We start from the raw sequence: 15,095 nt of genomic DNA, 5'->3' as shown, positions 1-15,095 counted from the left end.
CAATCAAGCAGCACGTCGTCGAGCCCTGGGGCGAAATGAGAGCACGGATCGGCGGCTCCGGCCAAGGGGTCGGGTGAACTCTTTCACAAAGTCCGGACACCTCGTCAGCCGCCCCCGGCCGGAGCACCGGGCGGGGGCGGATCGGATACGGCCTGGATACGGCCGGGTTTCCTCAGCTCATGCGCAGTGCGAGGAAGAAGTCCAGCTTGTCCTCCAGCCGCGACAGGTCGCGCGCCGTCAACTGCTCGATTCGCCCGACCCGGTAACGCAGCGTGTTGACGTGCAGGTGCAGCCGCGTCGCACAGCGGGTCCAGGAGCCGTCGCAGTCCAGGAAGGCCTCCAGCGTGGGGATGAGCTCCGCACGGTGGCGCCGGTCGTAGTCCCGCAGCGGGTCCAGCAGTCGCGCCGTGAACGCGCGCCGCACGTCGTCCGGCACGAACGGCAGCAGCAGCACGTGCGAGGCCAGCTCGTGGTGGCCGGCCGCGCAGACCCGGCCCGGGCGGGCCGCGGCGACCCGGCGGGCGTGCCGGGCCTCCTCCAGCGCCCCGCGCAGCCCCTCGGCGGAGTGCACGGCCGCGCTGACGCCCAGCGTGAGCCGGCCGTCGTCCGAGAGGCCGGCCTGCAGCGGGTCCCGTACGGAGGCCAGCAGCTCGTCGGCGTGCAGGGCCGTGTCCGGGCCCCGGTCCTCCGAGGTGTCCCCGGGCAGCGAGGGCAGCGGGACCAGCGCGATGGCCTCGTCACCCGCATGGGCCACCGCGATCCGGTCGGAAGGCTCCGGCCCCGACACGGACGGGTCGACGAGGATCTCCTCCAGCAGCGACTGGGCCACCGGGCCGCCGGGGATGTCCCCGCCGTCCCAGTCCACCCGGGCCACCACGACCTGCCAGTGCGGGGCGCCGCCCACACCGGGCAGCAGCACCGGGGCCGCCACCCGCAGGCGGGCGGCGATCTCGGCGGGCGGGGCGCCCGTCTGGACCAGTTCGAGGACCTCCTGGGCGAGACGGCGGCGCACCGTCCGCGCCGCGTCCCGCCGGTCGCGCTCGACGGCGATCAGCTGGGTGACGCCCTGCAGCAGGTCGAGGCGTTCGGCGGGCCAGTCGCCGGCGTCCGCCTCCACGGCGAGCAGCCAGTCCGACAGCACGCTCTCGCGCACGTCCTTCGGGGCCGGGCCGGTGGCGCCGCGCCCGTGTCCCCTGATCGGGAAGAGCGAGTAGGTAATACCCTGGATGGAGATCCGGTGCGGTCCCCTGCGGCCCGTCCGGACCGCCGCGAGGTGCTCGCTCGCCAGTGCAGCGCACACCCCCGGCGCCAGCGGTTCGCCGGCCCCGGCGATCTGCCGGCCCGTGGGGGACAGCACCCAGGCCCGGAGATCGAGGTCCGTGGTGAGCAGATCCAGCACCACATCGGGCCCGCCGCCCGCGGGACCCGAGGTCATCAGACGGCGGTGCCGGTCGACCACGGCCGCGAGGTCCCCGGCACGTTCTCCCGAGACCTGCCTCACCACGTACTCGGTGATCGTGGCGAATGCAACGTCCTCGTTCACTGCGAACAGCGGCAGCCGGTTGCGGACGCAGGCCGAAACCAGGTCGTCCGGGATGTCTCCCAGCTCGGCCTCGCCCGCCGCGAGCCCGGCGACGCCCGCGCTCGCGAGCAGTCGTACGAATGGCTCGGAGTCGGCTGAATTTCGTCTCCATGCCAGGCCGGTGAGGACCAGTTCACCTCCGGACAGGTATCGGCTGGGATCGCGCAGGTCGGTCGTCATGACCCCGCGGACGGTACGGTCGAGCTCTTCCTCGCCGCCCAGCAGCCGCAGCCCCAGCGCCTCGGTTTCCAGCAGTGCGCGCAGCCGCATGATGTCGCCGCCGATCTGTCTCGTTGTTGCCGTTGGAAATCGGGCAGGTCGTCGCATCCTGCCTTTCATACGAATCTACAAGACGAGGGAGCCCCTCAGCCAACTCCTTCATGGTTTCGGTGACTGCACCCGGGGGACGCGCGGCTTGTGTACTGGCTCCACACCGCATTAACAACACGTGAACGACCGGTCGAGAGGCGTCGGCTTCCTGGCTTGAAGTGAACGACCCGATGACGTAGAAGAGAGCCGCTCATGGACTTCCTTCGCCCCGCTGGCTGGGAGGAGGCGCTCGCCGACAAGGCCGAGTACCCCACAGCCGTGATGATCGCGGGTGACCGTCCGGAAATCCTCACCGGGATTCTCTAGGGCGGAGCGTCCAGGAGCCGAGAGGCCCCCGGGACCCCCTCAGACTTCCGGGCGGTGTGACACGGGAACGTCACACTTGCCGACCGCACCGCCCGGAGCAATACGAAGTGCCGCACCGCTCGCGGTCCCTTCAACCTGGCAGTACCCCTGCAAAACCCACGTAGTACCAGCGGGTCACCCCCGCACTACCCGCAGTACACGCAATGAACTCTCGCGTCGCCTCGGGCCGTCACCCCGGGTCGTGCAGCCAACGCAGTTTCCCAAATCCCGCGTCTCCAATTTTTTTGCGGGTGCCCCTTTGAACCTTGGGAGTTAGGCACCATGACCCAGTCGTCTGTGGAGCCCAAGACCAGTGCGGACGAAGCCGGTGACGGCTCTCTGAACCCCGCCGGACGTTCTTGGCTCGACCGGTACTTTCACATAACCCACAGAGGGTCCAATATCGGCAATGAGGTTCGTGGCGGTATCACGACCTTCATGGCGATGGCGTACATCCTCCTGCTCAACCCGCTCATCCTCTCCGGCAAGGACGTCGCCGGAGACACCATGAGCCAGAAGGCCCTGATCACGGCCACGGCTTTCGCCGCCGCTCTGACCACGCTCCTCATGGGCTTCGTCGGCAAGGTGCCGCTCGCGCTCGCCGCCGGACTCTCCGTGTCCGGTGTGCTCGCCTCGCAGGTCGCTCCGCAGATGACCTGGCCGCAGGCCATGGGCATGTGCGTGATGTACGGCGTCGTGATCTGTCTCCTGGTCGTCACCGGCCTCCGCGAGATGATCATGAACGCGATTCCGCTCGCGCTCAAGCACGCGATCACGATGGGCATCGGCCTCTTCGTGGCGCTGATCGGCCTGGTCAAGGCCGGCTTCGTCGGCAAGGGCCCCGAGTTCGGTCCGCCCGTGCAGCTCGGTTCGGTCGGCGAGCTCGCCGGCTGGCCCGTCTTCCTCTTCTGCGTGACCCTGCTGACGATCTTCATGCTGCAGGCCCGCAAGATCCGCGGCGCGATCCTCATCGGCATCGTCGGCGGCACCGTCCTCGCCGCGATCCTGAACGCCGTCGTCGACATCGACGCGAAGGCCTGGAAGAACGGTCCCCCGACCCTCTCCGGCTCCGCCGTCTCGATGCCCGACTTCTCGCTCTTCGGCAAGGTCGAGTTCGGCGGCTGGGGCGACGTCGGTGTCATGACGGTCGGCATGATCGTCTTCACCCTGGTCCTCGCCGGCTTCTTCGACGCGATGGCCACCATCATCGGTGTCGGCACCGAGGCCAAGCTGGCCGACGAGCAGGGCCGCATGCCGGGTCTGTCGAAGGCGCTCTTCATCGACGGTGCCGGTGGCGCCATCGGTGGTATCGCGGGTGGTTCCGGCCAGACCGTCTTCGTCGAGTCCGCCACCGGCGTCGGTGAGGGAGCCCGCACAGGCCTCGCCTCCGTCGTCACCGGCCTCTTCTTCGCCGCCTGCCTCTTCTTCACCCCGATCACCCAGCTCGTCCCGGGTGAGGTCGCCTCCGCGGCCCTGGTCGTCATCGGTGCGATGATGATGCAGAACGCCCGCCACGTGGACTGGGCCGACAGCGCGACCGCGATCCCGGTCTTCCTGACCGTCGTGATCATGCCGTTCACCTACCAGATCACCGCTGGTGTCGCCGCCGGTGTCATCTCCTACGTCGCCATCAAGGTCGCGCAGGGCAAGGCCCGCGAGGTCGGTGCCTTCATGTGGGTGCTCACCGGTATCTTCCTGGTCTACTTCGCCCTGCACCCGATCGAGGCCGCGCTCGGCGTCAAGTAGGCCGGGGAAGTGATCATCACCTGACCCTCCGCGCATCCGATACCGGAAGCCGAGAGAGCCCTCCGAGGAGGCTGCCGTGCTGGACATCGCCGAGGAACTGAACCGGTGGGTCCAGCAGGGACGCGACTTCGCCGTCGCCACGGTCGTGGCGGTCGGCGGAAGCGCCCCGAGGCAGCCGGGAGCCGCCCTCGCCGTCGACGGCGAGGGCACGGCGATCGGCTCGGTTTCCGGTGGATGCGTGGAGGGTGCGGTGTACGAGCTGTGCCGGCAGGCGCTGGAGGACGGCGAGACCGTCCGGGAGCGCTTCGGGTACAGCGACGACGATGCCTTCGCCGTAGGTCTGACCTGCGGCGGGATCATCGACATCCTCGTCACTCCGGTCCGCGCGGGTTCTCCCGCGCGGGCCGTTTTCGCGTCCGCGCTGGCCGCCGCGTCCGGCGGTGAGGCCGCGGCCGTGGCGAGGATCGCCGACGGCCCCGCGGGCCTGCTGGGCGGGGCGATCCTGATCCGCCCGGACGGCTCGTACGAGGGCGCGCTCGGAGTGCGGCAGCAGGCCGGTGCCGCCCCTGGAGCCGCCCTCGGCGGGCACCCCGAGCTGGACGCCGCCGTCGCGGCGGAGGCCCGCGCCATGCTCGACGCCGGCAGGACCGGCGTGCTGGAGATCGGCGCCGACGGCCGGCTGTGCGGAGAGCCCCTCACGGTGCTGGTCGAGTCCAGCGTCCCGCCCCCGCGGATGATCGTCTTCGGTGCCGTCGACTTCGCCTCCGCCCTGGTGCGGATCGGCAAGTTCCTCGGCTACCGGGTGACGGTGTGCGACGCCCGGCCGGTCTTCGCGACGCGGACCCGCTTCCCCGAGGCGGACGAGATCGTCGTCGACTGGCCGCACCGCTACCTGGAGGCGCAGGCCGCGGCCGACGGGGTGGACGGCCGGGCCGTGCTGTGCGTGCTCACCCACGACGCCAAGTTCGACGTCCCGCTCCTCCAAACGGCCCTCAGGCTGCCCGTCGCCTACGTCGGTGCCATGGGCTCCCGCCGTACCCACGAGGACCGCAACAGGCGGCTGCGCGAGGCCGGCGTCACCGAGCTCGAGCTGGCCCGGCTGCGTTCCCCGATAGGCCTGGACCTCGGCGGCCGCACCCCGGAGGAGACCGCGTTGTCCATCGCCGCGGAGATCGTCGCCAACCGGCGCGGCGGCACCGGCGTCTCCCTGGCCGGTGCGCACACCCCGATCCACCCCGACCCGTCTAAGACGGTGATCGAGCGGATCGGCTTCTCCGTCGCCTGACAGGGCCGGCCGGCCCGCCGTGCCGACGGGCTCCTCCGGCCGTCTTCCCAGGTGGTCGACAGGTATGACAGGGCGCAACTCTCAAGGGGTTGCGCCCTTTTGACGATCCGTCTATTTTACCGGCCGGTAACAGGAGGCACTCTCTCCATCCCTTCCCCACACCGGAGCCGAGCGGATGATACGTACCCTGCGAACCCTGGGCGTGCTGGCCGCGGCCACCCTGCTCACCGCCGCCGTGCCGGCCGCGGCCGCCCCGGCCGACGGGCTGCGGGAGGTGCTCTTCGTCGGCAACAACTGGGAGGGCACCGCCGATGTCCTCGCCTCCACGGGAGACCTCGCCAGGATCGGCCGGATCGACGTGATCCCCGACAAGGCCGAGCGGCTGCGGGAGATCTACCTCAACCCCGTCAAGCTCGCCTTCTTCCTCGGGGTGCGGGCGACCGCCGGCGAGGGCCACGACCAGTTCGTGGACGACATGTACACCACGCCCGACGGCACGGCCGTGGTCGCCTCCCGCCCCAGCTTCGCGGACGTGGTCTCCATCGACGTGCGCACCGGCCGCGTCAACTGGCGCTTCCCCGTGGCCGGCTACCGGGCCGACCACATGGCGGTCTCGCCCGACGGGACGAAGGTCGCGGTCTCCGCCTCCACCGCCAACACCGTGCACGTCCTCGACATCGCCACCGGCAGGCAGGTCGGCTCCTTCGCCACCGGGGACAAGCCGCACGAGAACGTCTTCAGCCGCGACGGCCGCTTCCTCTGGAACAGCGCCATCGGGGACGTGACCTCCGCCCTCGACGCACCCTGGCTGGACTGGACGAAGGGCGACCGGAAGATCACGATCGTCGACGCGCAGACCTTCCGCACCGTCCGGGTGATCGACATGCGGGAGCGGCTGGACGCCTTCGGCCGCCCGGACCTCTCCGACGCCGTACGCCCCGTCTCCTTCAGCCCCGACGAGTCGAAGTTCTACTTCCAGGTGTCGTTCCTCAACGGCTTCCTGGAGTACGACGTCGCCTCCGACCGGATCACCCGCCTCAAGATGCTCCCCGAGAACCCCGCCACCACCACCGACCGCACCAAGTGGGTCAACGACTCCCGCCACCACGGCATGTCCATGAGCCCGGACGGGACCAAGCTCTGCATCGCGGGCACCATGGACGACTACGCCACCGTCGTGGACCGGGCCACCCTCACCGAGGGGCCGCTCGTGCCCGCCGACAAGCCGTACTGGGCCACGGTCGACGGCGACGGCACCTCCTGCGTGATCTCCGAGAGCGGCGCCGACCGGGTCACGGCCATCGACTTCGCCACCGGGACCAAGCGGGTCTCCGTCCCGGTGGGCGACCACCCGCAGCGTGTCCGCCTCGGCCACGTCCCCGCCGGGTGGACCGGCCCGGCGGCCCGGTAGCGGCGGCCCGGTAGCGGCCGCCCCGAAGCCCGGCGGCCGCCCGTCGGGCTTCGGCCGATCACGAACTGGCCAAACGGGCAGATCAAGCCAGTTTGGGGTGACTGGTCCGCGATGGCCGATTAGTCTCGTGATCATGGTGGACATCCGCGAGGTAGCCGAGGCAGACATCGACCGTGCTCTGGAGCTCGCGTACCTGGTGTTCCACGACCGCCCCGAGAAGGAGGTGCGGGAGAGGCACCACGACCTGCTGACACGCTGCCGCCGGACCGGCGCCTACGACGGGGACGCCCTGGTCGGCTTCATGGCCGCGCACGACTTCCGGCTCTCGGTGCCCGGGGCGGACCTGCCCTGCCCCGGGCTCACCTTCGTCTCCGTCGCCCCCACCCACCGCCGCCGCGGCGTGCTCACCGGGCTGATGGCCGAGATGCTGGGGTACGCCGCGGCCACGGGCAGCCCGATCGCCGCGCTCTGGGCCTCCGAGGCCGCCATCTACGGCCGCTTCGGCTTCGGCAGCGCCACCACCGGAGTCACCGTCGAGATCGACTCCACCCGCCCGCTGGCCCTGCGCCTGGCCCCGGACCCGCGCCCGCTGCGGCTCGTGGACCCGGCCGGGGCCCTCGCGGAGCTCGGCCCCTTCCACGAGGCGGCCCGCGCCGTGCGGGCCGGCCGCCCGACCCGCAGCCCGTGGCGCTGGCGCGAGGAGTGGCTGTGCGAACAGTCCGAGGAAGACGAAGAGTTGAGCCCGCCCCGGATCATCGTCCTCGGCGACCCGGGCGAGCCGATCGCCGGCTACGTGGTCTACCGCACCAAGGCCGAGGACAGCTCCCGGCCCTTCCGCGGGCCGGGGCTGGTCCGCGTGGAGGAGCTGGAGGCCGAGACCCCCGCGGTGGCCGCCGCCCTGTGGGAGTGCATGGCCGCCGTCGACCTCACCGGCAAGGTCACCGCCTGGGGCCGGCCGGTGGACGACCCGCTGCTGCACTTCGCCGCCGACCGGGACCAGGTCCGGGTGACCGCCCAGTTCCCCGCGCTCTGGCTGCGCCTGGTCGACGTGGGCGCTGCGCTGACCGCGCGGTCCTGGGCCGCGCCCGTGGAAGTCGTACTGGAGGTGCACGACGTAAGGCTGCCCGCCAACGCCGGGCGGTTCCGGCTGAAGGCGGGGCCGGGCGGGGCGGCGTACGAGCACGCGGACACCGGCCCCGACCTGGCCCTGGACGTACGCGAACTGGCCGCCTGCTACCTGGGCGGGACCCGGGTCGCCGAACTCGTCGCGGCCGGGCTCGTACGGGAGCACACGCCCGGCGCCGCTGCGGCGCTGGACGCGGCCCTGGCGACGGGGAACGGGCTGCTGCCGCACACCGCCGACGAGTTCTGACGGGCTCCGGCAGGGCTACGCGGGCAGGGCTACGCGGGCAGTGCTACGCCGGCAGTGCTACGCGGGCAGGGAGAGCCGGGCGGCCGACATGCCGAAGCCGGAGTCCCGGATCCGGGTGGACAGCGCGTCGGGCAGCCGGTGCAGGTCCTCCGGGCGGTAACGGCGGGTCCTCCGGTGCCAGTTGAGGATCCCGGCGTGCCAGTCCTGCAGCTCGCCCACGTACGCGTCCAGGGCTGCCCGCGCCTGCGTCCCGAGCTTCCAGTCCTCGTAGAGCACCGGCAGCTGACTCGCCACGATGTGCTGGAACTCCTCGGTGCGCCGGGTCATCAGCGCATGGCAGATGTGGAGTGCCTCCGGGTAGCCGATGTCGAAGAAGTTCCTGGTCACGAGGATGTAGTTGTGCAGTTCGCCCTCGACCTCCAGCTCCTTCTGGTAGGAGAAGACGTCGTTGATCAGGCAGGCGGCGTCCGAGACGGCGTTCTCCAGTGAACGGATGGTCCCCGAAGCGTAGATCTCCTCGGGAACGCCCCGGTCCTGGTGCCCCAGCCGGCACAGGTACATGGTGAGGCGCGAGCCGAAGGTGAGGCGGCGCATCTCGGCGTAGTCCACCGGGTCCGGGATGCGGTTCTGGATCCGGTTGTCCACCTCCCACACCCAGCTCTCCAGCATCTCCACCAACGTCGCCCGGAACTCGGCACGTTGGACGGAGGACATGCCGGTGGTGGTGCGGACCCACAGGTCGCGGAGCCCGCGCTCCAGGGCGGTCGCCGGCGCGGGCTGCCCGGCGTGGTCGACGGACGCCATCGCGATCAGGCGCGCCGTGGCCGTCTTGGCCGCCGCCAGATCCCGGGCGTGCCCGAAGACCTGCGGGTAGTAGTCGTCGGCGTACGTCCCCCAGCTCAGCCAGCAGGCGTTCAGGAGCAGTGCCTCGGGGGAGGCGTCCGGGTCGATGCCGGCCGAGCAGAGCGCGAAGTCGTAGCCGCGCAGTTTCTGTTCGTCCCAGATGACGGAGCCGGGGTCGCCGGGCTGCGGCTCCAGCAGGCCCATGCTCCGGCACCAGGCCACCGACGCCTCGCGGGCGTGCGCCAGGTGCGGACTGAGGGCGAGCTCGTGCGGCATGTGGATCTCTGGGACGAGCGAGGGTCCGGTCCGCTCGAAGGGGACGTGCGTGAAGGAGCGGCGCCGCAGCTCCATCGAGCGCTTCGTGAAGACGGACCGCAGGTCGAAGGCGCTGGTGCCGAGCCCGCTCGGGAAGAAGGGCAGGGTGACGGGAGCGGTGCTCCGCGCCCCCTGGTTCATGTAGCGGCTCGAGACCATGTGCCATGCGTGGCCGCCGGACTGCCAGTCCTGCAGACCCTTGACGTAGGCGAGGACGGCCGCGATCTCGGCCGGGTTCATCGCGTGGTCGGCGAAGAGCTGGGGCAACTCGGTGAACACCGTCTGCTCGAACTGCTGGAGGCGGGAGGTCAGCAGGTCGTTCGAGGCCTCGGCGGCCTCCTGGGTGGTGCAGCCGAGAAAGGTCTCCAGCACCAGCACGGCATTGGAGAGTTCGCCTTCGTCGTTCACCTCCCGCTCGTAGGAGAAGAGGTCGTTCCTGATGTGCACGGCGTCGGCGAAGGCGTCCCGCAGAACCCCGAGGGCCCGCGCGTGCGCGACGCGCGCCGGGACCTCGGCGGCCACGTACTCGATCAGACCGGCCGACCAGGGTGCGCCGCCCACCTTGCGGCGCATCTCGATGTACTCGAGGGGGTTCGCCACCCGGCCGATGTCGATGTTGGCGAGCTCCCACATCGACTCGTCGAGGAGGTTCTTCGTCGACTCGGAGAACCGTTCCCTCCAGTCCGCCGACATCGCGGGCACGGTCCGCGCCCACAGGTCGGCGAGCCCGGCCTCGACCGGATTCGCCGGCTCGGGGAACCCCTGGGCCAGGTCCATCGGCATGAAGGCGGCGAGCCGGTCGAGGTACTCCCTGGCCCCGGCCCGGTCCCTCGTCCGCTTGAACATCTCCAGGAAGTGGTCGTCGAAGAAGAACACCCACACGTACCAGTCGGTGACGAGCGACAGCGCGTCGCTGCCGCAATCGGGGTGGGTGTGGGCGCAGAGCAGCGCGTAGTCGTGCGAGTCGAGGTCGCCCTCGTCCCAGACACCGGAACCCTCCAGCATCCCGAAGTCGCGCGCCCACTGTTTCGTGTGGACCCTCGCGACCTCGTAGTGGGGGTTCAGTCGCGCCGGATGGGGCACGTAGAAGTCCGGCAGTTGGAACGGCTGCGTCACGGCGGGCCGGCCTTTCGCTCACGGGTCCGGGGGCAGGTTCGCTCCGGCCCCCGCAAGAGATCAGCAGGGCCCTACCCCTGACGCCGCTGTGACAAGGGGAAATTCACTTCATCAGGTGACGGATGTGCCCTTCCGTGGCGCGTGGGCCCGGTGGGGGATAGGTGAGTGCCGGGAGCGGCGTCGTACGACGTCCCGGGGTGTCGGAAACTGGAGTGATTGTCGGATTGGGTTAGTTTGTCCGTGTTGTGGTTCCGGCGTTCCGGGAGGGAACACCCATGGCTATCGATCTGGACAAGGTGCTCGACAAGGCGTGGGCCGAGAAGCCTCTCCACGAGGTGCTTTCGGCTCCTGTTTCCGCGCTCAAGGGCGTCACCGACAAGGACGGCGAGCTGCTCGCCCAGGCGTTCGGGGTGAAGACCGTCGCCGATTTCGGGCAGCTGAAGTACGCGCGCTGGGCGCAGGCGCTCGTGGCGTTGAACCAGACCGTCAAGGTCTAGTCAGCCCGGGGCGTGCAGTTCGCCGTCCGGGTGGGCCGTGCGCCAGGCCTTGATGGAGAGGTCCCACTCGTCGCCCGTCAGGGCGGTGAGGGAGGCCGGGAAGAGGCCGTCCTCCTCCTTGGCGATGTGGTGGTGCAGGTCGTCCATCGCCTCGCGGAAGGTCTGCGCGTCGGCGGGTGACGAGAGGTCCGCCATGGAGAGGAAAGCCGCCAGCTCGCGGTGTTCCCGCGTCAGGGCCGCGATGTAGTCCGCGTACTCGGGGTCCGTGGACATCACGGCGAAAAGACCGTCCTCCTCGCCCTTCCAGTGGGCGAGGAGGACGGTCTGCATGTCGAGGGTGAGGGCGCGGGCCTTGGCGTGGTCGCCCGCGTCCAGGGCGCGGAGGGCGTCGCCCGCCGCGTCGGTCACCGACTCGTGTTCGGCGATGAACTCCTTGATGAGGGGGATCTGGCGGCAGCCGCAGTAGTGGCACATCGCACCAGGATCACCGCTTGTAGGGGCTTTACTCGGCTTCGGCTTCGAGGTTGCCTTCCGTGTCCAGGTAGACCTGGCGGAGGGATTCGAGGATCTGCGGGTCCGGCTTCTCCCACATGCCGCGCGACTCCGCCTCCAGGAGGCGTTCCGCGATGCCGTGCAGGGCCCAGGGGTTGGCCTCCTCCAGGAAGGCGCGGTTCTCCGGGTCGAGGACGTACGTCTCCGTGAGCTTGTCGTACATCCAGTCCGCGATCACGCCGGTCGTGGCGTCGTAGCCGAAGAGGTAGTCGACCGTCGCTGCGAGTTCGAAGGCGCCCTTGTAGCCGTGGCGGCGCATCGCCTCGATCCACTTGGGGTTGACCACGCGGGCCCGGAAGACGCGGGACGTCTCCTCGACCAGCGTGCGGGTCTTGACCGTTTCCGGGCGGGTGGAGTCGCCGATGTACGCCTCGGGGGCCGTGCCGCGCAGGGCGCGGACCGTGGCCACCATGCCGCCGTGGTACTGGAAGTAGTCGTCCGAGTCGGCGATGTCGTGCTCGCGCGTGTCCGTGTTCTTCGCGGCGACCGTGATGCGCTTGTACGCCGTCTCCATCTCGGAGCGGGCGGGGCGGCCTTCGAGGCCCCGGCCGTACGCGTAGCCGCCCCAGACCGTGTAGACCTCGGCCAGGTCGGCGTCCGTACGCCAGTCGCGGGAGTCGATGAGCTGGAGGATGCCCGCGCCGTACGTCCCGGGGCGGGAGCCGAAGATGCGGGTGGTGGCCTTGCGCTCGTCGCCGTGGACGGCGATGTCCGCCTGGGCGTGCGCCCGGACGAAGTTGTCCGAAGCGGGCTCGTCGAGGGAGGCCGCGAGGCGGACCGCGTCGTCCAGGAGGCCGATGACGTGGGGGAACGCGTCGCGGAAGAAGCCCGAGATGCGCAGGGTCACGTCGATCCGGGGGCGGCCCAGTTCGGCGAGCGGGATGGGCTCGAGGCCCGTCACGCGGCGCGAGGCCTCGTCCCAGACCGGGCGGATGCCGAGGAGGGCGAGGGCCTCGGCCACGTCGTCGCCCGCCGTGCGCATCGCACTCGTACCCCAGAGGGACAGGCCGACGGAGGCGGGCCACTCGTCGTCGTGGTCCGCGCGGTAGCGGGCCAGGAGGGAGTCCGCGAGGGCCTGGCCCGTCTCCCACGCGAGGCGGGAGGGGACGGCCTTCGGGTCGACCGAGTAGAAGTTGCGGCCCGTGGGCAGGACGTTGACCAGGCCGCGCAGGGGCGAACCGGAGGGGCCGGCCGGGACGAACCTGCCGTCCAGGGCCGAGACCACGTGGGCGATCTCGTCCGTCGTGCCGGCCAGACGCGGGACCACCTCGCGGGCGGCGAAGGAGAGGACGTCGGCGACCGGCTGCGGGTGGCCGGCAGCGACGGCGGCCACCGCGTCCTGGGACCAGTCCGCGTCCTCCATCGCCTGGACCAGGGCACGGGCCTGCTCCTCGATGGCGTCCGCCGAAGTACGGGTGGCCGCCGACTCGTCCAGGCCGAGGGCCTCGCGCAGGCCCGGGAGGGCCGTCGTACCGCCCCAGATCTGGCGGGCGCGCAGGATCGCGAGGACCAGGTTGACGCGGGACTCGCCGGTCGGGGCGCCGCCGAGCACGTGCAGACCGTCGCGGATCTGGGCGTCCTTGACCTCGCACAGCCAGCCGTCGACGTGCAGGAGGAAGTCGTCGAAGCCGTCGTCGTCGGGGCGCTCGGCCAGGCCCAGGTCGTGGTCGAGCTTCGCGGCCTGGATCAGGGTCCAGATCTGCGCGCGGATGGCCGGGAGCTTGGCCGGGTCCATGGCGCTGATCTGGGCGTACTCGTCCAGGTGCTGTTCGAGGCGGGCGATGTCCCCGTACGACTCGGCGCGCGCCATCGGCGGGACGAGGTGGTCGATGAGGGTGGCGTGGACGCGGCGCTTGGCCTGGGTGCCCTCGCCCGGGTCGTTGACCAGGAACGGGTAGATGAGCGGCAGGTCGCCGAGGGCCGCGTCGGGCGCGCAGGAGGCGGACAGGCCGGCGTTCTTGCCCGGCAGCCACTCCAGGTTGCCGTGCTTGCCCAGGTGGATCATCGCGTCGGCGCCGAAGCCGCCGTCGGCGGCCGCCGCCTGGATCCACCGGTACGCCGCCAGGTAGTGGTGCGACGGCGGGAGGTCCGGGTCGTGGTAGATCGCGATCGGGTTCTCGCCGAAGCCGCGCGGCGGCTGGATGAGGATCAGCAGGTTGCCGCGGCGCAGGGCCGCCAGGACGATGTCGCCCTCCGGGTTGGCGGAGCGGTCGACGAACATGTTGCCGGGCGCCTCGCCCCAGTGCTCCTCGACGCTTTCGCGGAGGTCGGCGGGGAGTTCGGAGTACCAGCGCTTGTAGTCCGCCGCCGGGATGCGGACCGGATTGCGGGCCAGCTGCTCCTCGGTCAGCCAGTCCTGGTCGTGGCCGCCCGCCTCGATGAGGGCGCGGATCAGCTCGTCGCCGTCGCCGGAGACCAGGCCGGGGATCTCGGCGGCCGGACCGAAGTCGTAGCCGTGGGAGATGAGGGTGCGGAGCAGCTCGACGGCGCTGGCGGGGGTGTCGAGGCCGACCGCGTTGCCGATGCGGGAGTGCTTGGTGGGGTACGCCGAGAGGACCAGCGCGATCCGCTTGTCACGGCGGTCGGTGTGGCGCAGGCGGGCGTGGCGTACGGCGATGCCGGCGACGCGGGCGGCGCGCTCGGGGTCGGCCACGTAGGCGGGCAGGCCGTCCTCGTCGAGCTCCTTGAAGGAGAACGGGACCGTGATCAGGCGGCCGTCGAACTCGGGCACGGCGACCTGGGTGGCGGCGTCGAGGGGGGACAGGCCCTCGTCGTTCTCCTCCCAGGCGGAGCGGGAGCCGGTCAGGCACAGGGCCTGGAGGATCGGCACGCCGAGGGCGGCGAGGGCGCCGGCGTCCCAGGACTCGTCGTCACCGCCCGCGGAGGCGGTGGCGGGCTTGGTGCCGCCGGCCGCGAGGACGGTGGTGACGATCGCGTCCGCGGACTCCAATGCCTGGAGGAGCTCCGGCTCGGGGGTGCGGAGGGAGGAGACGTAGAGGGGGAGGGGCCGGGCGCCCTGGGCCTCGATCGCGTCGCAGAGGGCGTGCACGAAGGCGGTGTTGCCGGACATCTGGTGGGCCCGGTAGTAGAGCACCGCGATGGCGGGGCGGGTTCCGGTGCCGGGGCCGGGGCTGGTGCCGGTTCCGGTTCCGGTGTCTTCGGTCTGCTGCGGGGTGCGCTCCAGGGGGCCCCAGGTGGGGGCGGCCGCCGGGGGCTCGAAGCCGTGGCCGGTGAGGAGGGCGGTGTCCGAGAGGAAGCGGGCCAGCTGGCCGAGGTTGGCCGGGCCGCCGTGCGCGAGGTAGGCGTGCGCCTCGGCCGCGATGCCGATGGGGACCGTGGAGGCCTCCATCAGCTGGGCGTCGGGGGCCTGTTCGCCGGTCAGGACGACGACCGGGCGGGTCTGGCCGGGGGCGAGGAGGACGTCGAGGCCGTCCTGCCAGGCGCGGAGGCCTCCGAGGAGGCGTACGACGACCAGGTCGACTCCGTCGAGGAGCGCGGGGAGGTCGTCGAGCGGGAGCCGGGAGGGGTTCGCGAAGCGGTACGGGACGGCGGCGTCGTCCGCGGTGGCGGCGGTGGCCGCCGTGTTCGCGGGGGTGTTCGCGGCGGTGTTCGCGGCGCGGGCGCTGAGCAGATCGGTGTCGGACGTCGACAGCAGCAGGATCATGCGGCGGCAGCCTTCCTCGGGGTTTCCGCGCCCCGGG

The 15,095-nt window shown here is 71.2% G+C and carries 9 protein-coding genes; 5 read left to right on the top strand and 4 right to left on the bottom strand.

Annotated elements, in window-relative coordinates; translation table 11 throughout:
- Positions 1 to 172: 172 nt before the first annotated feature.
- Positions 173 to 1,852: a PucR family transcriptional regulator gene (locus ACIGFK_RS33680; RefSeq protein WP_376658117.1), complete on the bottom strand. Its 1,680-nt coding sequence runs from the start codon at positions 1,850 to 1,852 to the stop codon at positions 173 to 175.
- A 687-nt stretch (positions 1,853 to 2,539) separates the two neighbouring features.
- Between ACIGFK_RS33680 and ACIGFK_RS33675 the strand changes: the two genes are divergently transcribed.
- From ACIGFK_RS33675 to ACIGFK_RS33660, 4 genes are all read left to right on the top strand, one after another.
- Positions 2,540 to 4,003, top strand: coding sequence for an NCS2 family permease (locus tag ACIGFK_RS33675; protein WP_376658118.1), 1,464 nt, complete (start codon positions 2,540 to 2,542; stop codon positions 4,001 to 4,003).
- A gap of 76 nt (positions 4,004 to 4,079) precedes the next feature.
- Positions 4,080 to 5,288, top strand: coding sequence for an XdhC family protein (locus ACIGFK_RS33670; protein WP_400054852.1), 1,209 nt, complete (start codon positions 4,080 to 4,082; stop codon positions 5,286 to 5,288).
- 175 nt (positions 5,289 to 5,463) lie between these two features.
- On the top strand, positions 5,464 to 6,699 hold the full coding sequence (locus ACIGFK_RS33665; protein WP_386467184.1) for a YncE family protein: 1,236 nt from the start codon (positions 5,464 to 5,466) through the stop codon (positions 6,697 to 6,699).
- 133 nt (positions 6,700 to 6,832) lie between these two features.
- Entirely contained in the window at positions 6,833 to 8,071 is a 1,239-nt protein-coding gene (locus ACIGFK_RS33660) for a GNAT family N-acetyltransferase (protein ID WP_400054851.1), read from the top strand.
- Between the two features lie 57 nt (positions 8,072 to 8,128).
- Here the strand turns inward: ACIGFK_RS33660 and ACIGFK_RS33655 are convergent, their stop codons facing one another.
- Entirely contained in the window at positions 8,129 to 10,345 is a 2,217-nt protein-coding gene (locus ACIGFK_RS33655) for a germacradienol/geosmin synthase (protein ID WP_400054849.1), read from the bottom strand.
- A gap of 275 nt (positions 10,346 to 10,620) precedes the next feature.
- Here ACIGFK_RS33655 and ACIGFK_RS33650 point away from each other — a divergent pair, with 275 nt between their 5' ends.
- Complete coding sequence (locus ACIGFK_RS33650; RefSeq protein ID WP_386467190.1) at positions 10,621 to 10,842, top strand: hypothetical protein; 222 nt, start codon at positions 10,621 to 10,623, stop codon at positions 10,840 to 10,842.
- Here the strand turns inward: ACIGFK_RS33650 and ACIGFK_RS33645 are convergent, their stop codons facing one another.
- Positions 10,843 to 11,316, bottom strand: coding sequence for a hemerythrin domain-containing protein (locus tag ACIGFK_RS33645; RefSeq protein ID WP_400054847.1), 474 nt, complete (start codon positions 11,314 to 11,316; stop codon positions 10,843 to 10,845).
- A gap of 28 nt (positions 11,317 to 11,344) precedes the next feature.
- The gene (cobN, locus tag ACIGFK_RS33640; protein ID WP_400054846.1) at positions 11,345 to 15,058 is read right to left on the bottom strand and encodes a cobaltochelatase subunit CobN; all 3,714 of its coding nucleotides are present in this window, start codon (positions 15,056 to 15,058) and stop codon (positions 11,345 to 11,347) included.
- Positions 15,059 to 15,095: the final 37 nt, after the last annotated feature.

Origin of the sequence: Streptomyces sp. NPDC085524 (genome assembly GCF_044541755.1) — a bacterium.
In the GTDB taxonomy this organism is placed as follows: domain Bacteria; phylum Actinomycetota; class Actinomycetes; order Streptomycetales; family Streptomycetaceae; genus Streptomyces.
The sequence above is the reverse complement of the archived record's forward strand: the minus strand, read 5'-3'. Positions and strand labels throughout refer to the sequence as shown.

Excerpts from the sequence above, each read along its gene's own strand:
- ACIGFK_RS33680 (WP_376658117.1), bottom strand. The coding sequence starts at position 1,852 with ATGCGGCTGCGCGCACTGCTGGAAACCGAGGCGCTGGGGCTGCGGCTG.
- ACIGFK_RS33675 (WP_376658118.1), top strand. The coding sequence starts at position 2,540 with ATGACCCAGTCGTCTGTGGAGCCCAAGACCAGTGCGGACGAAGCCGGT.
- ACIGFK_RS33665 (WP_386467184.1), top strand. The coding sequence starts at position 5,464 with ATGATACGTACCCTGCGAACCCTGGGCGTGCTGGCCGCGGCCACCCTG.
- ACIGFK_RS33660 (WP_400054851.1), top strand. The coding sequence starts at position 6,833 with ATGGTGGACATCCGCGAGGTAGCCGAGGCAGACATCGACCGTGCTCTG.
- ACIGFK_RS33650 (WP_386467190.1), top strand. The coding sequence starts at position 10,621 with ATGGCTATCGATCTGGACAAGGTGCTCGACAAGGCGTGGGCCGAGAAG.
- ACIGFK_RS33645 (WP_400054847.1), bottom strand. The coding sequence starts at position 11,316 with ATGTGCCACTACTGCGGCTGCCGCCAGATCCCCCTCATCAAGGAGTTC.
- cobN (WP_400054846.1), bottom strand. The coding sequence starts at position 15,058 with ATGATCCTGCTGCTGTCGACGTCCGACACCGATCTGCTCAGCGCCCGC.